Genomic DNA, 20,128 nt, shown 5'->3' with positions numbered 1-20,128 from the left:
ACAATCAGGACGGCACCTACACCATTGCTCCGGCTGCCGATTACAACGGTGCGCTTTCCCTGCGCTACGACGTGGTGGACGGCAACGGCGGCATTGCGGGCGCCATGCAGAGCATCACGCTGGCTGCGGTCAACGACGCGCCGACCGGTTCGGCCACGGCTGCGCTGGCTGCGGGTGTTGAAGACACGGCATACACCGTGGCTGCGGCAAGCCTGTTGCAGGGCTTCGGCGATGTCGATGGTGATACGCTGTCAGTGTCCAATCTGACCGCCGACCATGGCACGGTGACGGACAATCAGGACGGCACCTACACCATCACTCCAGCCGCTGACTACAACGGTACGCTCTCGCTTCGCTACGACGTGGTGGACGGCAATGGCGGCATTGCGGGTGCCGTGCAGAGCATTACGCTGGCTGCGGTCAATGACGCGCCGACTGGTTCGGCCGTGGCTGCGCTGGCTGCGGGTGTTGAAGACACGGCGTACACCGTGGCTGCAGCAAGCCTGTTGCAGGGCTTCGGCGATGTCGATGGTGATACGCTGTCAGTGTCCAATCTGACCGCCGACCATGGCACGGTGACGGACAATCAGGATGGTACCTACACCATTGCTCCGGCTGCCGACTACAACGGTACGCTCTCGCTGCGCTACGACGTGGTGGACGGCAACGGCGGCATTGCGGGCGCCATGCAGAACATCACGCTGGCTGCCATCAACGACGCGCCGACCGGCTCGGCTACCGCTGCGCTGGCTGCGGGCGCCGAAGACACCGCATACATCGTGGCTGCGGCAAGCCTGTTGCAGGGTTTCGGCGATGTCGATGGCGATATGCTGTCAGTGTCCAATCTGACCGCCGACCATGGCACGGTGACGGACAATCAGGACGGCACCTACACCATCACTCCATCTGCCGACTACAACGGTACGCTCTCGCTGCGCTACGACGTCGTGGACGGCAATGGCGGCATTGCGGGCGCCGTGCAGAGCATCACGCTGGCTGCGGTCAATGACGCGCCGACCGGCTCGGCCACGGCTGCGCTGGCTGCGGGCGCCGAAGACACGGCGTACACCGTGGCTGCGGCAAGCCTGTTGCAGGGTTTCGGCGATGTCGATGGCGATATGCTGTCAGTGGCGAATCTGACCGCCGACCATGGCACGGTGACGGACAATCAGGACGGCACCTACACCATTGCTCCAGCCGCTGACTACAACGGTACGCTCTCGCTGCGCTACGACGTGGTGGACGGCAACGGCGGCATTGCGGGCGCCATGCAGAGCATCACGCTGGCTGCGGTCAATGACGCGCCGACTGGTTCGGCCACAGCTGCGCTGGCTGCGGGCGCCGAAGACACGGCGTACACCGTGGCTGCGGCGAGCCTGGTGCAGGGCTTCAGCGATGTCGATGGCGATACGCTGTCAGTGTCCAATCTCACTGCCGACCATGGCACGGTGACGGACAATCAGGACGGCACCTACACCATTGCTCCAACCGCCGACTACAACGGTACGCTTTCCCTGCGCTACGACGTGGTGGACGGCAACGGCGGCATTGCGGGCGCCATGCAGAGCATCACGCTGGCTGCCATCAACGACGCGCCGACCGGTTCGGCCACGGCTACGCTGGCTGCGGGCGCCGAAGACACGGCGTACACCGTGGCTGCGGCAAGCCTGTTGCAGGGCTTCGGCGATGTCGATGGCGATACGCTGTCGGTGGCGAATCTGACCGCTGACCATGGCACGGTGACGGACAATCAGGACGGCACCTACACCATCACTCCAGCCGCTGACTACAACGGTACGCTGTCGCTGCGCTACGACGTCGTGGACGGCAATGGCGGCATTGCGGGTGCCGTGCAGAGCATTACGCTGGCTGCCATCAACGACGCGCCGACCATCGCCGGTACGCAGGCCGGATTGTCGGTGAATGACGATGGTAGGCTGTCGCCGTTTGCCGGCGTCAGCCTGGGCGATGCCGACAGCCCGTCGCAGACGCTGACGGTCACGATCTCGCTGGACGATCCTGCCAAGGGCAGCCTGTCCAACCTCGGCGGCGGCAGCTACACCGCCGCCAATGGCAAATACACCGTCACAGGTTCGGCCGCCCAGGTCAGCGCATCTGTCGGTGCCCTGATCTTTACGCCGACGGCCAATCGCGTCGCGCCGGGTAGTAGCGAAACGACGCATTTCGAGATTTCGGTATTTGATGGCTTCGCGACAACGACCGATGCAGTGACGGGCGTGGCGTCAGATTCGCTCAACGATGTGCCGGGCATCACCGGCGCGCAGGCCAGCCAGGCGGTCAATGACAATGCCAGCCTGTCGCCGTTCGCGGCCATCACGCTTGCCGATTCCGATGTGCCGGCGCAGATGCTCACCGTGACCGTCACACTGGATGACGCGGCCAGGGGCCGATTGAGCCAGCTTGGCGGCGGCAGCTATGACGCGGCCGCCGGCGTCTATCGCATCAGCGGCAGCGCAACCGCGGTCACCGCCGCGTTGCGCGGCGTGGTATTCACGCCGGCCGAGGGCAGGGTCGCGCCCGGCTTTGCCGAGACAACGACATTCGCCATCAGCGTCAGCGACGGCATGTCCGCGGCGAACGCCGCGGCCAGCGTGGTCTCGACTGCGATCGACCATGCGCCGGTGGCCGTGACTGTTGCCGCGGCGACGACCGTGGATGCCGGCGCGCTGCTGCCGCTGCAGCTTGCCGCTACCGATGCCGACCGCGACAGCGTGCGCTTCACCATCACCAGCCTGCCGGCCCATGGCAGCCTGTATGCCGATGCCGCGGGCACGCGTCCGATCGCGGCCGGCATGGTGCTGGTCGGGCAGGGCGACAGCGTAACGGTGTATTACCGGCCCGACACGCTGTGGGTGGGCAGCACGCGCTTTTCCTACACCGCCAGCGATCCCCACGGCATGACCAGCGCAGCCGCCACGGTCAGCGTGAACGTGGCGGCCGGGCTTGCCGGCACGCAGGCATCGGTGCCCGCCGCTTCCGCAGCGCTGGCAAGCGAGGAGCCGAATGGCACAGCAGCGCCGTCGGCCGCGGGCGATGGCGGGTCGGCTGCGACGTCGGCCAGGGGCAGCTTGGCCGCGAAGCTGATGTCGGCTAGGGAGGCTTCCGCGCCGGCCGCTGTTTCGGGCTTCGGCGAGATGGCCGCGCCGGCGGAGGTGTCGCTGCAGCAGCCGGCCGCGACCGTGATGACGGCATCGCCCACGGCAGCGCGTGCCGAGACGCGCGCGGCATCGCATGCGCTGGCCGTACCGGCGCTGACCGGCGCTGCCGGGGCTCGCGCGGACGGCGCCGCATCTGCCGAAACCGGCCAGCAGCAAGCCGGCGCCGATGCCCTTGCCAGCGCAAGAAGCGGTTCGTCCAGGGGCGTCGAAGAGATCGTGCGCGCGCTTGAGCCGCTGCGCGAAAGCCTGAAACAAGGCGATGCAGTCAACCACCGCGTGGTCGCTGCCTCGATGGCCGTTAGCACCGGTTTCTCGGTCGGCTATGTGATCTGGCTGGTGCGCGGCGGCGTGCTGGCGACCAGCCTGATGTCGTCGCTGCCAATTTGGCGCTTCGTCGATCCGCTGCCGGTATTGAAAAACGTGAAACACGACAGCGAAGACGATGACGACGATTCGCTCGAGGACATGGTGCGCGCGGATGACGACGCGGGCGACGCAGACAGGATGAAGTCATGAGAATACAAAGTGCGCGCGTGCATATCGCGCTCGGTCTGGCGCTCCTGGTGGCCAGCGCCTTGCTGGCGGCTTCGTTCCTCGGGCTGATGCCCGACCGCGCCGGCGCGGTGCGCGAAGGCCGTGCCGCGCTGGCCGAATCGCTGGCCATCACAGGCTCGGTGCTCGCGGGACGCGGCGAGCTGCCGGCCTTCGAAAGCATCCTGCGCCTGGCCGCCGGGCGCAGCCCGGAACTGCGGTCCGCCGGCGTGCGCCGCGCCGATGGCAGCCTCGTGGTTGCCATCGGCGATCATGCGGCCCTGTGGCGGCCGCTGCCGGACGCGCATTCCACCGAGACGCAGATGCAGGTGCCCATCATCGCGGGCAACCGGCCCTGGGGCCAGCTCGAGCTGGGCTATTCGCAGCCATTTCCCGGCTGGCTGTCATGGCTGGCATCGCCGCTGACGCAGCTGGTGGCTTTCATCGCGCTGGCCTGCAGCCTCAGCTTTTACCTGTACCTCGGCAAGGTGCTGCGCCACCTCGATCCCACCGAAGCGGTCCCGGACCGGGTGCGCAATGCGCTAGACACGCTGGCCGAGGGCCTGCTCGTCATCGACCGCAAGCAGCAGATCGTGCTGGCGAACGCTTCCTTTTGCGAACTGATCGGCCGCGAGAATCGGTCATTGATCGGCAAGAGCGCGGCGGATCTGCCTTGGCTCGACGGCGAAGGCGACGCGCTGCGCAAGGATGCGCTGCCGTGGCTGGCCCAGCTCAGGCATGGCGCGCCGGCGGCCGACAGCATGTTGCGCATCGTCGATCGCCAGGATGAGCAGCGCATGTTCGTGGTCAACAGCTCGCCGGTTCTGGGCGAGCGCGACAAGCCCAATGGCGTATTCATCAGTCTCAACGACGTGACCCAGATCGAACGCAACAAGATCGCGCTGCGCGAGGCGCGCGACGAAGCCGAAGCCGCGAACAGCGCCAAGAGCGAGTTCTTGGCCAACATGAGCCACGAGATCCGCACGCCAATGAACGCCATCCTCGGCTTTACCGAGCTGCTCAAGCGCGGTTATGGCCGAAACGAGCGCGATGCGCGGAAGTTCCTGGCCACAATCGACACCAGCGGCCGCCATCTGCTCAACCTGATCAATGACATCCTCGACCTGTCGAAGATAGAAGCCGGACAGATGGAGATGGAAGCGATCGAGTGCGCGCCGCACCGCATCGTGCGCGAAGTGGCCGAGGTGCTCGCGGCGCGTGCCGCGGAAAAGGGCTTGTTCCTCCGCATCGAGGCGCAGGGACCGGTGCCGGAGCGCATCGTCTCCGATCCCGGCCGGCTGCGACAGATCCTGACCAATCTCGCCGGCAATGCGCTCAAGTTCACCGACCGCGGCGGCGTGCGCATGGTGCTGCGCATGGACGAAGGCTTGTACGGCATCGACGTGATCGACACCGGCATCGGCATCGACGAAGACAAGCTGGAAGCGGTCTTCGAGGCTTTCGTGCAAGCCGACGCCAGCGTCACGCGGCGCTTCGGCGGCACTGGCCTGGGCCTGCCGATCTCGCGGCGCTTCGCACGGGCGCTGGGCGGCGACATCGTGGCTTCCAGCGTGCCTGGGCAGGGAAGCCGCTTCTCCATTCGCATCGCGGCGATGCTGCCGGAGGGCACAGCGATGCTTGCGCCTGCCGACATCGAAGCGGACGACGGCGCGCCCGCCGTCGCGCCGGAAAGTCACTGGGTGTTTCCGCAGGGCGGGCGGGTGCTGGTGGTGGACGATGGCCCGGAGAATCGCGAACTGGTGCGCCTGGTGCTGGAGGAGTGCGGTCTGGCAGTGGATGAGGCCGGCAACGGGCGCGACGGCATGGAGATGGCGCTGGCAAATGTCTATGGCATCGTGCTGATGGACATGCAGATGCCAGTGATGGATGGCTACCAGGCCACGCGGCTGCTGCGCGAGCGCGGCTATGCGGGGCCGGTGTTTGCGCTGACGGCGCATGCAATGAAGGGATTCGAACGCGAAATTCTCGATGCCGGCTGCAACGCTTACCTGACCAAACCCATCCACATCGACGGCATGCTCGCCGCGATCGCGCAGGTACTCGGCGGCATGCGCGAAGAGGGCGCGCGGCCCGACACCTCCATCGCGCCGCAAGATGTCCGCTCGGCCGGAGCGCTGCTGGCGGATGCCGCGACCCGGCTGCAGCCGGAGATTGCCGAACCGCTAGTGTCGCGCCTGGCGAACCGGCCGCGGCTGCACTCATCGATCCGCAAATTCACCACGCGCCTCGCCGAGCAGCTCGATGCGATGGACGCGGCGTGGCAGGCTCGGGACCATGAGCAGCTCGCCGCCCTCGCGCACTGGCTGAAGGGCGCCGCAGGCACCGTTGGCTACGACGCCTTCACCGAGCCGTCAGCCGAGCTTGAAGAGCGCATCGAGCGCGGCGATGCGCAGGGCATCGCCGCAAGCCTGGCGACGTTGCGTGGCCTTCAGGCGCGGATCGTGGAGCCCGACGCGCTGAAGGAAAACAGTCATTGAAGCATTCCGGAGGAGTGAAATGAACAACAATACGGTCGGCGTCGCGACAGGGACGAATGCGCAGGCGGAGGAGCGTACGCTCGCTGTTCCGCGCGGGCTCGTCTTCGATGGCGGCGACAGCACCGACACGCTGCGCAAGGCGCGCATCCTGATGGTCGACGACGAGCCGATCACCCTGGAGGTGATGCGTGATTTTCTCGAGGAAGCTGGCTATGCGAATCTGTACGACACCAGCGAACCCGAGCAGGCAATGCCGCTGATCGCCGCCGAGGCGCCCGACCTGGTGCTCCTGGACCTGATGATGCCGGTGGTGAACGGCTTCGACATCCTGTCCTGGATGCGCGCCGATGAACGCCACCGCCATATCCCGGTCATCGTGCTGACTTCGTCGACCAATGCGGCGACCAAGCTTAAGGCGCTAGAGCTGGGGGCGACCGATTTCCTGGCCAAGCCCGTGGACGCGAGCGAACTCGCGCTGCGCATCCGCAACACCCTGGCGGCGAAGGTGCATCTCGACAGGCTGGCTTATATCGACAGCCTGACCGGCCTGCCGAACAGGCGCATGTTCCAGGACCATCTCGACTGGGCGTTGTCGCAGGCGCAGCGCCATGAGCGCGTCGGCGCGCTGATGCACATCAATGTCGACCACTTCAAGAAGGTCAACGAGGCGCTTGGCCCGGCGGTCGCCGATGCGCTGCTGCAGCAGATCGGACAGCGGCTCGAATACGGCGTGCGCGACTGCGACAGCGTGGGCCGCATCGGCCGCAATAGCCTGCAACTGTCGCGCGTGGGTGGTGACGAATTTGCCGTGCTGCTCAGCGAGATGGCCAGGGTTGACGATGCAATAGGCGTTGCGCGGCGGCTGCTGGAGTCGGTGCGCGCGCCGTTCCAGGTTGCAGGGCACGAACTGTTCGTGAGCTGCAGCATCGGTGTGGCGGTATTCCCGGGGGATGGCATGGAGCGCAATGCTCTGCTGCAGAACGCCGGCGTGGCCATGCACAGCGCCAGGCAGCAAGGCGGCAACGCATGGCGCTTCTATTCGAGCGACCTGAATCAGCGCTCGCTGCAGAGCCTGGGCCTGCAGAGCGACCTGCACAAGGCGATCGAGCGCGGCGAGTTGCGCCTGTATTTCCAGCCGAAAGTGTGCACTGCGACGGGAGGCATCGTCGGCGCGGAAGCGTTGATCCGTTGGCAGCATCCCGAGCGCGGTTTTATCCGTCCGGACGACTTCATTCCGCTGGCCGAGGAAAATGGCCTGATCGTGCCCATTGGCGCCTGGGTCATCGCCGAAGCCTGTCGCCGCTTGCGCGCCTGGCATAAGCAGGGCCTATCGCTGCCGCGCATCTCGGTGAACGTGTCGGGACGGCAGTTCGGGGCGCCAGGCTTTTACGATTCGGTACGCGCTACGCTTGAAGTCAGCGGAGTGGACGCGCGCTGCCTTACCTTCGAAGTCACCGAGAGCATCCTGATGGAAAATGCTGACGAAAGTATTGCCCTCCTGAAGCGCTTCAAGGCAATGGGGCTGAAGCTATCGATGGATGATTTTGGCACTGGTTATTCTTCGCTCAGCTATCTCCGGCGCTTTCCGCTGGATGAACTGAAGATCGATCGTTCCTTTCTTGCCGAACTCGATGATGATGGCACGGAGGGCAAGGCATTGATCACGGCGATCATTGTGCTCGGCCACAGCCTGGGCCTGTCGATCGTTGCCGAAGGCGTGGAAACGGAAACGCAGCTTGCTCTACTGCGCGAGCTTGGGTGTGACGAATGCCAGGGTTTCCTGTTCTCGCGGCCGGTCGCTGCGGAAGAGTTCGAGCGCTTGCTTGCGGCCCATTGATGAACCATGACCTTCGCGGAACGAGGCACTGCGTGCAGCCGGCTGGCGAACGCCTCGCTTACCGAGGTGACTTCGTCATACCTTTGGGCCATGGCAATGATCACCCGCGCCCCGGTTGGTGACTTCTCGCCTGGCCCTGCGCATCTGCCACGGCTTGCACTCGAGGTGGCATGGTTGGGTCAGGCATTGACAGATAATTCAGGGCGCCCACGGCATTTTTCCATGTGGCCGACGTTAGCAGTTGGCGGGTGGCACTCCGCCCTGGCTGCCCCGATCGGAATGCAGCAGCACTCCTGGCCCCGGCCGGCGCCTGAACAGGCCATGGTCAGGGCGTCGCGTGCCAGGCTTGGATCGGTGCTCTCTCTGGACATGATCCACGTCCTGAATCATCAAGCGCAGGACGGGACGCAGCTTAAATCAATTTCCTGGACGGGTTCGTCCGAAGGCGCCACCACAGATGAGTCCGCAGATTCCCCTGGGCCGGACTTTTTGACGGGGTTCATACCTCCAGGAAGCATTCGGCCACTGTGCACTCGCACGTCCAGGGTGCTAGCCTGGTGTTTCTACTCATAAGGGCCGCGGCAAGGCGCGTGGGGCGGTTTTTTATGATTTGATTCTCCCGTTGCAGCCGCACCGCCCCAGCGCGCAGTTTGCTCAATTCCATTCCTTGTGGCGTGATTACTCGGCTCCCAGCTTGCCCGCAGTGGCTGCCTTGACCCAGTTGCGCCCCGTCTGGTGACTGATCCCAGTTCCCGCCCAACCGCCGCGTCCCACCTTCGCTTACCCTTTGAACAGCCAGTTGCCTGAAATCTGCCGTGAATGACTGGTGCGGTATCTCCTTCATGTGCCTTCGTCCAATTTACAGGTGATTTTAAAATCAGCGCTGGAAGACAAAATTCCGGGGGACGCTCATTTGAGGTGATGAGCCAGACCCGGCGGTCAGAAATGAAAAAACCGCTGACGAATCAGCGGTTTAGTAAATCAGTGGTGGAGGCGGCGGGAATCGAACCCGCGTCCAAAGGCACTCTACAGACAGTTCTACATACTTAGCCTTGCCATTTGATTTAACCCAGACGCCGCGGACGGGCACGCTACGGCTGGACGAGTCACCTTAATTTAACTTCATGCCAAGTAACCCGACATGTCGCGATTCCCTGTATATGACTCTGCCGTTGTTGCCAACCCACCCCAGGGACGAGATGGTGCAGAGCTAGCGGGTTTTTAAGCCGCTAGGGGTATTACGCTGCCATTGCTGGTGCGTAAACTTCGTCGTTTGCAGTTAAGCAATTCCGGTTGGATTTACGAGGTGACCAGCCCTCGGTATGCCCTGCGCTGCTTTGCAACCCCTGTCGAAACCAGGTCGCCCCCATAAGCAGAACGAGATTGTACCGCAGAAGATGTGGCTGCCTCCTGGTCTTTCAAGAGGGAATGTGTGAAATCAATCGAAGCAGTTCCAGCGGCTCCTGTGCGATGGCATGGGCGTTCCATTGGGTCGGCCCGTCGCTGCCGCAATAACCCCAGGCGGCGGCGATGGTGAGCATGCCGGCCGCGCGTCCGGCCTGGATGTCGCGCATGTCGTCGCCCACATACCAGCAATGTTCAGGTGCCTTGCCCAAGCGCTGCGCCGCTTCCAGCAGCGGCGCCGGATGCGGCTTGGCATGCGGCGTAGTGTCGCCCGATACCACGCAGGCCGCATGTCCCAATCCGATCAGCGGAACCAGCGGATCGGTGAAGCGCATGGCCTTGTTGGTGACGATGCCCCAGGCAATCCCCGAACTGTCCAGCTGGGCGAGCAACTCCGGTACGCCATCAAACAAGCGGCTGTGCACTGCGATCGCCGCTTCGTAATTGTTCAGGAACGCGATCCGCAAGGCCTCATATTCGGCAGCTTCGGGCGTCAGGCCCAGTCCTGCCCCTATCAGGCCGCGCGCACCGGCCGATGCGTAGGGACGCAGGCTCTCATAGGGCGCAGGCTCCATGCCGCGCTCAAGCCGCAGCCTGTTCAGCGCCTGCGCCAGGTCGGGAGCGGTGTCGGCAAGCGTGCCGTCCAGATCGAAAAGAATGGCTTGAGGCTGACGCGCCAGATTGGAAGTAAGCATTTCCTGACTTATGGTTTGGCCGGGCGCGTTGCCGCAACCAGGTAATTGACGCTGGTATCCTGGTTAAGCGAATACACCTTGGTCAGCGGGTTGTAAGTCATGCCTTTCAGGCCTTTCAGGTCCAGCATCGCGTTGCGTATGTACTGCGCCAGTTCGGCCGGCTTGATGAACTTGGCATAGTCATGCGTCCCTTTCGGCAAAAGTCGCAGGATATATTCCGCACCCAGCACCGCGAACAGGTAAGACTTCGGATTACGGTTGATGGTCGAGAAGAACACATGACCGCCGGGTTTGACCAGGGTAGCGCAGGCGTGGACAACCGCCGCCGGATCGGGCACGTGTTCCAGCATTTCCATGCAGGTAACCACATCGTAGGCGCCTGGTTCGCGGGCGGCCATGGCTTCGGCTGAAATCAGTTCATACCGGACCTGCACGCCGCTTTCCAGGCTATGCAGGTCGGCAACCTTCAATGCCTTTTCCGACAGGTCGATCCCGGTGACATTAGCTCCCTTGCGCGCCATGGACTCGGCAAGGATGCCGCCACCGCATCCGATGTCGAGCACGTTCTTGCTAGCCAATGGGACAATGTTGTTGATCCATTCAAGTCGTAATGGATTGATTTCGTGGAGCGGACGGAATTCGGAGGTCGGATCCCACCAGCGATGGGCGAGGTCACTGAATTTCTGGAGTTCTAAAGGATCGGCATTCATGGCAGGAATGATAGCGGGAAAGCAGAGACCTTGCAGTCCGACTGCGGCAAGGAAGAGGCGCAAACTGGCCAGACATAAAAAAACCCCGCCGAAGCGGGGTTGTCAGAACAGATGCGATTACTTGTTGCGGGTACCAACCACTTCGATTTCAACACGACGGTTCTTGGCGCGGCCAGCAGCAGTCTTGTTGTCTGCAACTGGTTGCTTCTCGCCCTTGCCTTCGGTGTAGACGCGGTTTGCTTCAATGCCCTTGGAAACCAGGTAGGCCTTGACAGCTTCAGCGCGACGGACCGACAGACGCTGGTTGTAAGCATCGGTGCCGATGGAGTCGGTATGACCGACGGCGATGATGACTTCCAGGTTCATGCCTTTCAGCTTGGAGGTCAGGTCGTCCAGCTTGGCCTTGCCGTCCGGCTTCAGAACGGACTTGTCAAAGTCGAAGAAGGTGTCGGCAGCGAAAGTGACTTTCTCGGAGGTAGGAGCAGGCGCGGGGGCTGGTGCCGGGGCAGGTGCCGGAGCAACAGGTGCCGGGGCAGGTGCCTGAGCTTGAACCAGAGGACCATCGCAACCTGGAACTGCGTCAGCCGGAGTCCATTGGCCAGTGCGCCAGCACAGACCGAACGGATCGCGTACGATCACGCCACGGGAGTCCTGCACATATGCGCTGTTCGGGGTCTTGGCCTTGATATCGGTAACCACTTGCGCGGATGCAGAAAAAGCCACGACTGCGGACGCAGCGAAGACGAGTTTTCCTAATTTATTCATGTTTCTCCTCTCGGGTGAGATATCCGCAGATGAACTGCGCAACAAATCGACACATCAAAATAGTTGGTGAACGGATAATACCATGCGGTTTAGGCCATTACATATAGAGAATTGACCATATGCAATGATCTTAACTAACCTACATTTTGCCACAGGCTGATGTCCCAGACGGGGCTTGTCAAATAGCCTAAACCACGATTTTGATACTTTGTGGTTTTTATGCAACGTCTTCGGGCAGGCCAGGGAATGACTGCTTTCTTCTGACGTCCAACTTCCTGTTATTTTGCCCTTCCTGGCTTTTCTTGTATTGCAAAATAGCAAACTGTTGTCATTTGTAGACTTATTGATCACCAATATGCAAGGCAGTTTAGTTATTCATATTCAATGCTTTCTTTGTTGAAAACTTTTTCCTCCGGCAAGCTCTTTCCCGCGCTGCAACGACTGCCATGCGCAGCACCATGATAAAATGATGGGTTTTGAGGCTGGGTTGATCCCTGATGCTTGCCTCGATCCCAACCTGAATCAGTTGAGCTGAACATCCCATGGATTTATTCGCAAAAGAAACTATTCCCATTTCTTTGGAAGAAGAGATGCGCAAGAGCTACATCGAATACGCGATGAGCGTAATCGTGGGGCGCGCGCTTCCGGATGTACGGGACGGTTTGAAGCCGGTGCACAGGCGGGTGCTCTTTTCCATGCATGAAATGAACAATGTGTGGAACCGGCCCTACGTGAAATGCGCGCGCGTCGTTGGCGAAACCATGGGTAAATACCACCCGCATGGCGACGCTTCGATTTACGACACGCTGGTGCGGATGGCTCAGCCATTCTCCCTGCGCTATATGCTGGTGGACGGGCAGGGCAACTTTGGCTCGGTCGATGGCGACGGCGCTGCGGCGATGCGCTACACCGAGTGCCGGCTGGACAAGATCGCCGGGGAGATGCTGGCAGACATCGACAAGGAAACCGTCGACTTCGTGCCCAACTACGACGGCAAGGAAAAGGAGCCATCGGTACTGCCAACCCGGATTCCCAATCTGCTGATCAACGGCTCGTCCGGTATCGCAGTGGGTATGGCTACCAATATCCCGCCGCACAACATCACGGAAGTCATCGATGGTGCGCTGCATGTGCTGCACAACCCCGACGCCACGGTGGATGAGCTGATCGAGCGGATTCCGGCGCCCGATTTCCCGACGGGCGGCATCATTTATGGTATCTCCGGCGTGCGTGACGGCTATCGCACTGGCCGTGGCCGGGTGGTGATGCGCGCCAAGACGCATTTCGAGGAGTTCGGCAAGGAGCATCGCACCGCGATCATCGTCGATGAACTGCCTTATCAGGTAAACAAGAAGTCGCTGCTGGAGCGGATCGCCGAGCTGGTGCGCGACAAGAAGCTGGAAGGTATTTCCGATATCCGCGACGAGTCCGACAAGTCCGGCATGCGCGTGGTGATCGAGCTCAAGCGCGGCGAAGTCGCCGAGGTGGTGCTCAACAATCTGTACAAGCAGACCCAGTTGCAGGATACCTTTGGCATGAACATGGTCGCGCTGGTGGACGGTCAGCCCAAGCTGCTGAACCTGAAGCAGTTGCTCGAGTCCTTCCTGTCGCACCGCCGCGAGGTGGTGACGCGGCGCACCGTGTTCGAATTGCGCAAGGCACGCGAGCGTGGCCATCTGCTGGAAGGCCTGGCAGTGGCGCTGGCCAATATCGACGACTTCATCGCCATCATCAAGGCGGCGCCGACGCCGCCGGTGGCCAAGGGCGAGCTGATGGCGCGCGCCTGGGACTCGTCCATGGTCCGTGAAATGCTGGCCCGCACCGGCGAGAACAATGTTGGCGGAATCGATGCCTTCCGTCCGGCCAATCTGCCGCGCCACTACGGCATCCAGCCCGATGGCATGTACAAGCTGTCGGATGACCAGGCACAGGAAATCCTGCAGATGCGCTTGCAGCGCCTGACCGGCCTGGAGCAGGACAAGATCGTCAACGAGTACCGCGAAGTGATGGAAACCATTGCCGACCTGCTGGATATCCTGGCGCGGCCGGAGCGGGTGACTTCGATCATCACCGACGAGATGACCGCGGCCCGCAACGAATATGGCGGCGGCAAGGATCCGCGTCGCTCGACCATCGAGAACAATGCCACTGACCTCGGCACCGAAGACCTGATCACGCCGCAGGACATGGTGGTCACGTTGTCGCACACCGGTTACATGAAGTCGCAGCCGGTCTCGGAATACCGCGCCCAGAAGCGCGGCGGCCGCGGCAAGCAGGCGATGGCGACCAAGGATGACGACTGGATCGACCAGATCTTCATCGCCAATACCCACGACTATATATTGTGCTTCTCCAACCGCGGCCGGCTGTACTGGCTCAAGGTGTGGGAAGTGCCGCAGGGTTCGCGCAATTCGCGCGGCCGGCCCATCGTCAATATGTTCCCGCTGCAGGACGGCGAGAAGATTACCGTCGTGCTGCCGCTGTCGGGCGAGAACCGTACTTTCCCCGAAGATCATTACATCTTCATGGCGACCAGCCTGGGCACGGTCAAGAAGACGCCGCTGTCGGATTTCAGCAATCCCCGCAAGGCCGGCATCATTGCCGTCGATCTCGACGAAGGAGATTTCCTGATCGGTGCGGCGCTGACCGATGGCGAGCATGACGTGATGCTGTTCTCCGACTCCGGCAAGGCGGTGCGCTTCGACGAGAATGATGTGCGTCCGATGGGCCGTACCGCACGCGGCGTGCGCGGCATGAGCCTGGAAGAAGGGCAGCAGGTCATTGCCCTGCTGGTGGCGGAAAACGAGCAGCAGTCGGTCCTGACGGCGACCGAGAACGGCTACGGCAAGCGTACGCCGATCACGGAATACACCCGTCATGGCCGCGGCACCAAGGGCATGATCGCTATCCAGACCAGCGAGCGCAATGGCAAGGTGGTGGCGGCGACGCTGGTCGATGCCAACGACGAGATCCTGCTCATCACGACCGGCGGCGTGCTGATCCGCACGCGGGTTGCCGAAATCCGTGAAATGGGCCGCGCCACCCAGGGCGTAACCCTGATTGCAGTGGAAGACGGTACCCATCTGTCGGGCTTGCAGCGGATCGTGGAATCGGATGTGGCCGAGGCGGATGAAGACAATCCCGAGGCTCCCGACACTCCGGTGGCGGAACAGGAATAAACCAGGCGGGCGCGAGGAACCAGGACATGAGTGATGACAAGCTGATCCCGCTGCGGGAACGCATCGACGCAATCGACAGACAGATTCTCGACCTGTTGAATCAGCGCGCCGGCGTGGCCCAGGAGGTCGGGCATGTGAAGGCGGAAACGAATGCGCCGGTGTTCCGGCCGGAACGGGAACTGCAGGTGCTGCGCAATGCGGCGCAGCGCAATCCCGGTCCGCTGGCGGATGGCGATGTGCAGACCATCTTCCGCGAGATCATGTCGGCCTGCCGGGCCCTGGAGAAGCGGGTCACCGTGGCTTATCTCGGTCCGGTTGGCACCTTCAGCGAGCAGGCCGTGTACCAGCAATTCGGCCATGCGGTGGAAGGCATGCCGTGCGCATCGATCGATGAAGTGTTTCGCGCGGCCGAGGCCGGCACTGCCGAATTCGGCGTGGTGCCGGTGGAGAATTCCACCGAGGGCGCGATCAATCGCACGCTCGACCTGCTGCTGCAGACGCCGCTGGCCATCAGCGGCGAGGTTTCGCTGCCGGTGCACCACAGCCTGATGACGAAAAGCGGTTCGATGGAAGGCGTCAACCAGATCTGCGCGCATCCCCAGGCGCTGGCGCAGTGCCAGGCCTGGCTGAACCAGCACTATCCATCCATCCAGCGCAATCCGGTATCGTCCAATGGCGAAGCGGCGCGCCTGGCCGCCGGGAACCCGGGGGTGGCGGCGATCGCTGGCGAGATCGCCGGCGAAAAGCATGGCCTCCAGGTGGTCAATGCGCATATCCAGGACGATCCGCACAACCGTACCCGTTTTGCCGTGATCGGCCGGCTGCGCACGGCGCCAAGCGGGCATGACCATACCTCGCTGGTGCTGTCGGTGGCCAACAAGGCGGGCGCGGTCTACAACCTGCTGGCGCCGCTGGCCAAGCATGGCGTGTCCATGACGCGCTTTGAGTCGCGGCCTGCCCGCATGGGTACCTGGGAATACTATTTCTACGTCGATGTCGAAGGCCATTGCGACGATGAGCGCATGGCAAAAGCCCTGGCCGAACTGAAGGAAAACGCGGCCTTCTTCAAGGTGCTGGGTTCCTATCCCTGCAGCCTGTCCTAGCGCGCCGGCGGCGCTTGTTCGCCGCGTGACGCCTGCATCCTGCTGCTGTCAAGTCAACCACTGAATTACAGATCATCATGCCTACAGAATTTGGACCCGAATATGTACGCCGACTGGCGCCTTACCAGGCCGGCAAGCCGATTTCCGAAGTGGCCCGTGAATTCGGCCTGGACGAGGCGGGCATCGTCAAGCTGGCCTCCAATGAAAATCCGCTGGGCATGCCGGAATCGGCGCGCCAGGCCATGCTGGCGGCGGTGTCCGACATCGGCCGCTATCCCGACGCCAACGGCTTCGAGCTGAAGAAGGCCATCAGCGAGAAATACCAGGTGCCTGAAGACTGGATCACGCTGGGCAATGGCAGCAACGACATCCTTGAGCTAGCCGCGCATGCCTTCGTGCAGCCGCAGCAGTCCATCGTCTATTCCGAGTATTCGTTCGCCGTCTATGCACTGGCAACCCAGGGCGTGGGCGCGCGGGCCATCGTGGTGCCGTCGGTGAACTATGGCCATGACCTGGGCGCCATGGCGCGTGCCATCACGGCTGACACGCGGCTGGTCTTCATAGCCAATCCCAACAATCCGACCGGCACCTTCGTGCCTGCTGCCGACATCGAGAAATTCCTGGTCGCGGTGCCGCCTGAAGTGGTGGTGGTGCTGGATGAGGCCTACAACGAATACCTGGCGCCGCAGCTGCAGTACGAGTCGGTTGAATGGGTGAGGCGTTTCCCCAACCTGCTGGTGTCGCGCACCATGTCCAAGGCTTACGGCCTGGCCGGCCTGCGTGTCGGCTTCGCGATCGCCCAGCCGCAGTTGACCGATCTGCTGAACCGGATACGCCAGCCGTTCAACGTCAACAGCCTGGCGCAGGCGGCGGCAATCGCGGCCCTGAACGACAAGGAATTCCTGCACAAGAGCGCGCAGATGAATGCGGCTGGCTATGTCCAGCTGACCGAGGCATTTGATGAAATGGGCATCGAGTACGTGCCGTCCTACGGCAACTTCGTGCTGATGAAGGCGGGCAATGACGACGCCGCCGGCAGTCGCGTCAATCTGGCCTTGCTGAAGCAGGGCGTGATCGTGCGGCCGGTCAACAACTACGGCCTGCCGCAGTGGCTGCGGATTTCCATCGGACTGCCGCAGGAAAACGCGGCGTTCCTGAATGCGCTGAAGAAGGCGTTGGCCGAGTGACCGGTTCGCAGCGGGAGCAAGGCATGACGCCACCACTGTTTCGCAAGATCGCCATTTTTGGCGTTGGCCTGATTGGCGGCTCCTTCGCGCTGGCGCTGAAGAAGGCCGGCGCCGCCGGGCAGATCGTCGGCGCCGGACGTACCCGGCAGTCTCTGGAGCGGGCGCGCGCACTGGGCATCATCGATGCCTGCACCACATCGCCGGCCGAGGCGGTCGATGGCGCCGACCTGGTGCTGATTGCAGCGCCTGTGGCGCAGACCGGAGCGATCCTGGCGTCCATCCAGCCGCATCTGGGGCCCGGTACCGTGGTCACCGACGCCGGCAGCACCAAGACCGACGTGGTGGCGGCGGCGCGTGCTGCGCTGGGCAGCAGGATTGCCTGTTTCGTGCCCGGCCATCCGATCGCGGGACGCGAGCAGAACGGCCCGGATGCGGCGCTTGTCGACCTGTACGTGGGCAAGAAAGTGGTGCTGGCCGCCTTGCCCGAAAACGCCAGCGAAGATGTCGAGCGGGTAGCCCAGGCCTGGCGGCAATGCGGCGCGGTGATCCATGCCTTGACTCCCGAAGAACATGACCGCGTCTTTGCTGCCGTCAGCCATCTGCCGCATCTGCTGGCCTATGCGCTGGTGGATGACATAGCCCGCAAGCCGCATGCCGGCCTGCTGTTCCAGTATGCCGCTAGCGGTTTCCGTGACTTCACCCGCATTGCCGGCTCCTCGCCGGAAATGTGGCGCGACATTACGCTGGCCAACCAGGATGCGATGCTGGTCGAGCTCGATGCTTACCTGGCACAGCTCAAGCGGCTGCGTACCATGCTGGCTGACGCCGACGGCGCTGCGCTGGAGGCAGTGTATGCGAATGCACAGAAAGCGCGGCACGACTGGATCAGCACCATCGAAGCCACGGAAAAGCAAACAAGACAAGGCGGTGACTGATGAAGCGCTATCCCCATACACTCGACCTGCAGCCGGCAATCCATGCTGCTGGCACGGTCAGGCTGCCCGGCTCGAAAAGCATTTCCAACCGCACGCTGCTGCTGGCAGCGCTGGCCGAGGGCACGACGGACATTCGTGAACTGCTGGCCTCCGACGACACCCATGTGATGCTGATGGCCTTGCAGAAGCTGGGCGTGCGCTGGGAGCAGGCAGGCGAGAGCCAGGACTACACGGTGCATGGCGTGGCCGGCGCATTTCCGACCCACCAGGCCGACCTGTTCATGGGCAATGCCGGCACCGCGATCCGGCCGCTGACGGCGGCGCTGGCCGTCACCGGCGGCGACTACACGCTGCATGGCGTGGCACGCATGCATGAGCGGCCGATCGGCGACCTGGTCGACGCGCTCAATGCGGTCGGTGCGCGGATTGCCTATACCGGCGAGGTCGGCTATCCACCGCTGCATATCCAGCGCGGCATGATCCATACCTACCGGATGGCGGTGCGCGGCAATGTATCAAGCCAGTTCCTGACGGCCTTGCTGATGGCCGCGCCGCTGATGGCGCGCGAGCAGCCGGTCACGATCAACGTGGTCGGAGAACTGATCTCCAAGCCCTATATCGAAATCACGCTGAACCTGATGCGCCGCTTCGGCGTCGAAGTCGAGCGCGAAGGCTGGCAATCCTTCACGGTGCCGGCCGGCGCGCGCTATGCCAGCCCGGGCAGCATCCATGTCGAGGGCGACGCCTCCTCTGCCTCCTATTTCCTTGCCGCCGGCGCGATCGCGGGCGGCCCGGTCAGGGTGGAGGGCGTGGGGCGCGACAGCATCCAGGGCGACCTGCGCTTCGTCGAGGCGCTGGAGCGGATGGGCGCGTCGATCAGCATGGGCGAGAACTGGGTGGAGGCGCGTTCCAATGGCGCGCTCAAGGCGATCGACGCCGACTTCAACCACATACCGGATGCGGCGATGACCATTGCGGTGGCTGCGCTGTACGCCGACGGCCCATCGACGCTGCGCAATATCGGCAGCTGGCGGGTCAAGGAAACCGACCGCCTGACGGCCATGGCCACCGAACTGCGCAAGCTGGGCGCCGAGGTGGAAGAGGGCGCCGATTACCTGCGCGTGACGCCGCCGGCCACCATTCTGCCGGCGGCGATCGACACCTACGACGACCACCGCATGGCCATGTGCTTTTCGCTGGCATCGCTGACCGGCGAAGCGCGGCGCGGCAGCCGCATCCGCATCAATGATCCGAAGTGCGTGGCCAAGACCTTCCCCGATTATTTCGACGCCTTCGCATCGATCACCAAGGACGAACTGTTCTAATGCCTGGCCATCCCATTCCCGTTATCGCCATCGATGGCCCGACCGCCTCCGGCAAGGGCACCGTGGCGCACCGCGTCGCCGACCGGCTGGGCTTTCACTATCTGGACTCCGGCGCGCTGTACCGGCTGACAGCGCTGTGCGCGCTGCGCCAGGATACCTCGCTGAAAGACGAGCATGCGCTGGCCAAGCTGGCCGAACACCTGCCGTGCTCCTTTGTGGGCGAACATATTTATCTGGGCAAGGAAGACGTCAGCCATGCGATCCGCAAGGAAGAAGTCGGCAACACCGCCTCCCGCATCGCCGTGCTGCCCACCGTCCGGCATGCGCTGGCCGGCCTGCAGCTGGGCTTTCGCAAGCCGCCCGGACTGGTTGCCGATGGACGCGACATGGGCACGGTGATCTTTCCGAATGCACAACTCAAGGTTTTCCTCACTGCAAGTGCGGAGGCCCGTGCGCAGAGGCGTTATAAGCAATTGATTGAAAAAGGTTTTGCTGCTAACATGGCCGACCTTCTTCAAGATTTGACTGAGCGTGACGCGCGCGACGCCAATCGTTCGATAGCACCCCTCAAACCTGCCGAAGGGGCATACCTGCTGGATACTTCCGACATGAGCGCCGATGAGGCCGTCAGTCAGGTTCTCGACTGGTACGCGACGGTAAAGAAAAGGCATGACGCCGGTTGAAAATCGCACGTTCCGGCGGCATTTAGGAAGTTCTGGCAGTACCTGGTGCCGCGCATGATCCAAGCCCTGCGCGGTGTTGAAAAACCCTAACCCAGAT

At 62.9% G+C, this 20,128-nt stretch carries 13 protein-coding genes and 1 other RNA gene; 9 read left to right on the top strand and 5 right to left on the bottom strand.

What is annotated here, in order from left to right:
• The 3 genes from IGW04_RS09785 to IGW04_RS09775 all read left to right on the top strand — a co-directional run.
• Window positions 1-3,695, top strand: a 3,695-nt coding sequence (locus IGW04_RS09785; protein ID WP_194712888.1) for a cadherin-like domain-containing protein, incomplete at its 5' end; no start/stop codon positions are given.
• Window positions 3,692-6,208 (top strand): hybrid sensor histidine kinase/response regulator, encoded by a 2,517-nt coding sequence (locus tag IGW04_RS09780; RefSeq protein ID WP_194712887.1) that lies wholly within the window; start codon window positions 3,692-3,694, stop codon window positions 6,206-6,208. The genes IGW04_RS09785 and IGW04_RS09780, both read left to right, overlap by 4 nt.
• A 19-nt stretch (window positions 6,209-6,227) precedes the next feature.
• Window positions 6,228-8,045 carry a putative bifunctional diguanylate cyclase/phosphodiesterase gene (locus IGW04_RS09775; protein WP_194712886.1) on the top strand — a complete coding sequence of 606 codons (1,818 nt, stop codon included), beginning with the start codon at window positions 6,228-6,230 and terminating at the stop codon, window positions 8,043-8,045.
• A 985-nt stretch (window positions 8,046-9,030) separates the two neighbouring features.
• Here the strand turns inward: IGW04_RS09775 and ssrA are convergent.
• The 5 genes from ssrA to IGW04_RS09750 all read right to left on the bottom strand — a co-directional run bounded on the left by ssrA (window position 9,031) and on the right by IGW04_RS09750 (window position 12,217).
• Window positions 9,031-9,413, bottom strand: a transfer-messenger RNA (tmRNA) gene (gene ssrA, locus IGW04_RS09770).
• A gap of 50 nt (window positions 9,414-9,463) precedes the next feature.
• Complete coding sequence (locus tag IGW04_RS09765) at window positions 9,464-10,144, bottom strand: HAD family hydrolase (RefSeq protein ID WP_194712885.1); 681 nt, start codon at window positions 10,142-10,144, stop codon at window positions 9,464-9,466.
• Between the two features lie 8 nt (window positions 10,145-10,152).
• On the bottom strand, window positions 10,153-10,854 hold the full coding sequence (gene ubiG / locus IGW04_RS09760; RefSeq protein WP_194712884.1) for a bifunctional 2-polyprenyl-6-hydroxyphenol methylase/3-demethylubiquinol 3-O-methyltransferase UbiG: 702 nt from the start codon (window positions 10,852-10,854) through the stop codon (window positions 10,153-10,155).
• Between the two features lie 117 nt (window positions 10,855-10,971).
• Window positions 10,972-11,619, bottom strand: a complete 648-nt coding sequence (ompA, locus tag IGW04_RS09755) for an outer membrane protein OmpA (RefSeq protein WP_194712883.1) — start codon at window positions 11,617-11,619, stop codon at window positions 10,972-10,974.
• Between the two features lie 367 nt (window positions 11,620-11,986).
• Complete coding sequence (locus IGW04_RS09750) at window positions 11,987-12,217, bottom strand: hypothetical protein (protein WP_194712893.1); 231 nt, start codon at window positions 12,215-12,217, stop codon at window positions 11,987-11,989.
• Here IGW04_RS09750 and gyrA point away from each other — a divergent pair.
• The 6 genes from gyrA to cmk all read left to right on the top strand — a co-directional run bounded on the left by gyrA (window position 12,162) and on the right by cmk (window position 20,031).
• On the top strand, window positions 12,162-14,798 hold the full coding sequence (gene gyrA, locus IGW04_RS09745; protein ID WP_194712882.1) for a DNA gyrase subunit A: 2,637 nt from the start codon (window positions 12,162-12,164) through the stop codon (window positions 14,796-14,798). The genes IGW04_RS09750 and gyrA overlap by 56 nt on opposite strands.
• Window positions 14,799-14,824: 26 nt before the next feature.
• Window positions 14,825-15,901, top strand: a complete 1,077-nt coding sequence (gene pheA, locus IGW04_RS09740; RefSeq protein WP_194712881.1) for a prephenate dehydratase — start codon at window positions 14,825-14,827, stop codon at window positions 15,899-15,901.
• 77 nt (window positions 15,902-15,978) lie between these two features.
• Entirely contained in the window at window positions 15,979-17,088 is a 1,110-nt protein-coding gene (gene hisC / locus IGW04_RS09735; protein WP_194712880.1) for a histidinol-phosphate transaminase, read from the top strand.
• Between the two features lie 23 nt (window positions 17,089-17,111).
• Window positions 17,112-18,023 (top strand): prephenate dehydrogenase, encoded by a 912-nt coding sequence (locus IGW04_RS09730; RefSeq protein ID WP_194712879.1) that lies wholly within the window; start codon window positions 17,112-17,114, stop codon window positions 18,021-18,023.
• Window positions 18,023-19,348: a 3-phosphoshikimate 1-carboxyvinyltransferase gene (gene aroA, locus IGW04_RS09725; RefSeq protein WP_194712878.1), complete on the top strand. Its 1,326-nt coding sequence runs from the start codon at window positions 18,023-18,025 to the stop codon at window positions 19,346-19,348. The genes IGW04_RS09730 and aroA overlap by 1 nt, the downstream gene beginning before the upstream one ends.
• Entirely contained in the window at window positions 19,348-20,031 is a 684-nt protein-coding gene (gene cmk, locus IGW04_RS09720; protein WP_194712877.1) for a (d)CMP kinase, read from the top strand. The genes aroA and cmk overlap by 1 nt, the downstream gene beginning before the upstream one ends.
• Window positions 20,032-20,128: the final 97 nt, after the last annotated feature.

Origin of the sequence: Noviherbaspirillum soli, assembly GCF_015352955.1 — a bacterium.
Taxonomy (GTDB): domain Bacteria; phylum Pseudomonadota; class Gammaproteobacteria; order Burkholderiales; family Burkholderiaceae_D; genus Noviherbaspirillum_A; species Noviherbaspirillum_A soli.
The sequence above is the reverse complement of the archived record's forward strand: the minus strand, read 5'-3'. Positions and strand labels throughout refer to the sequence as shown.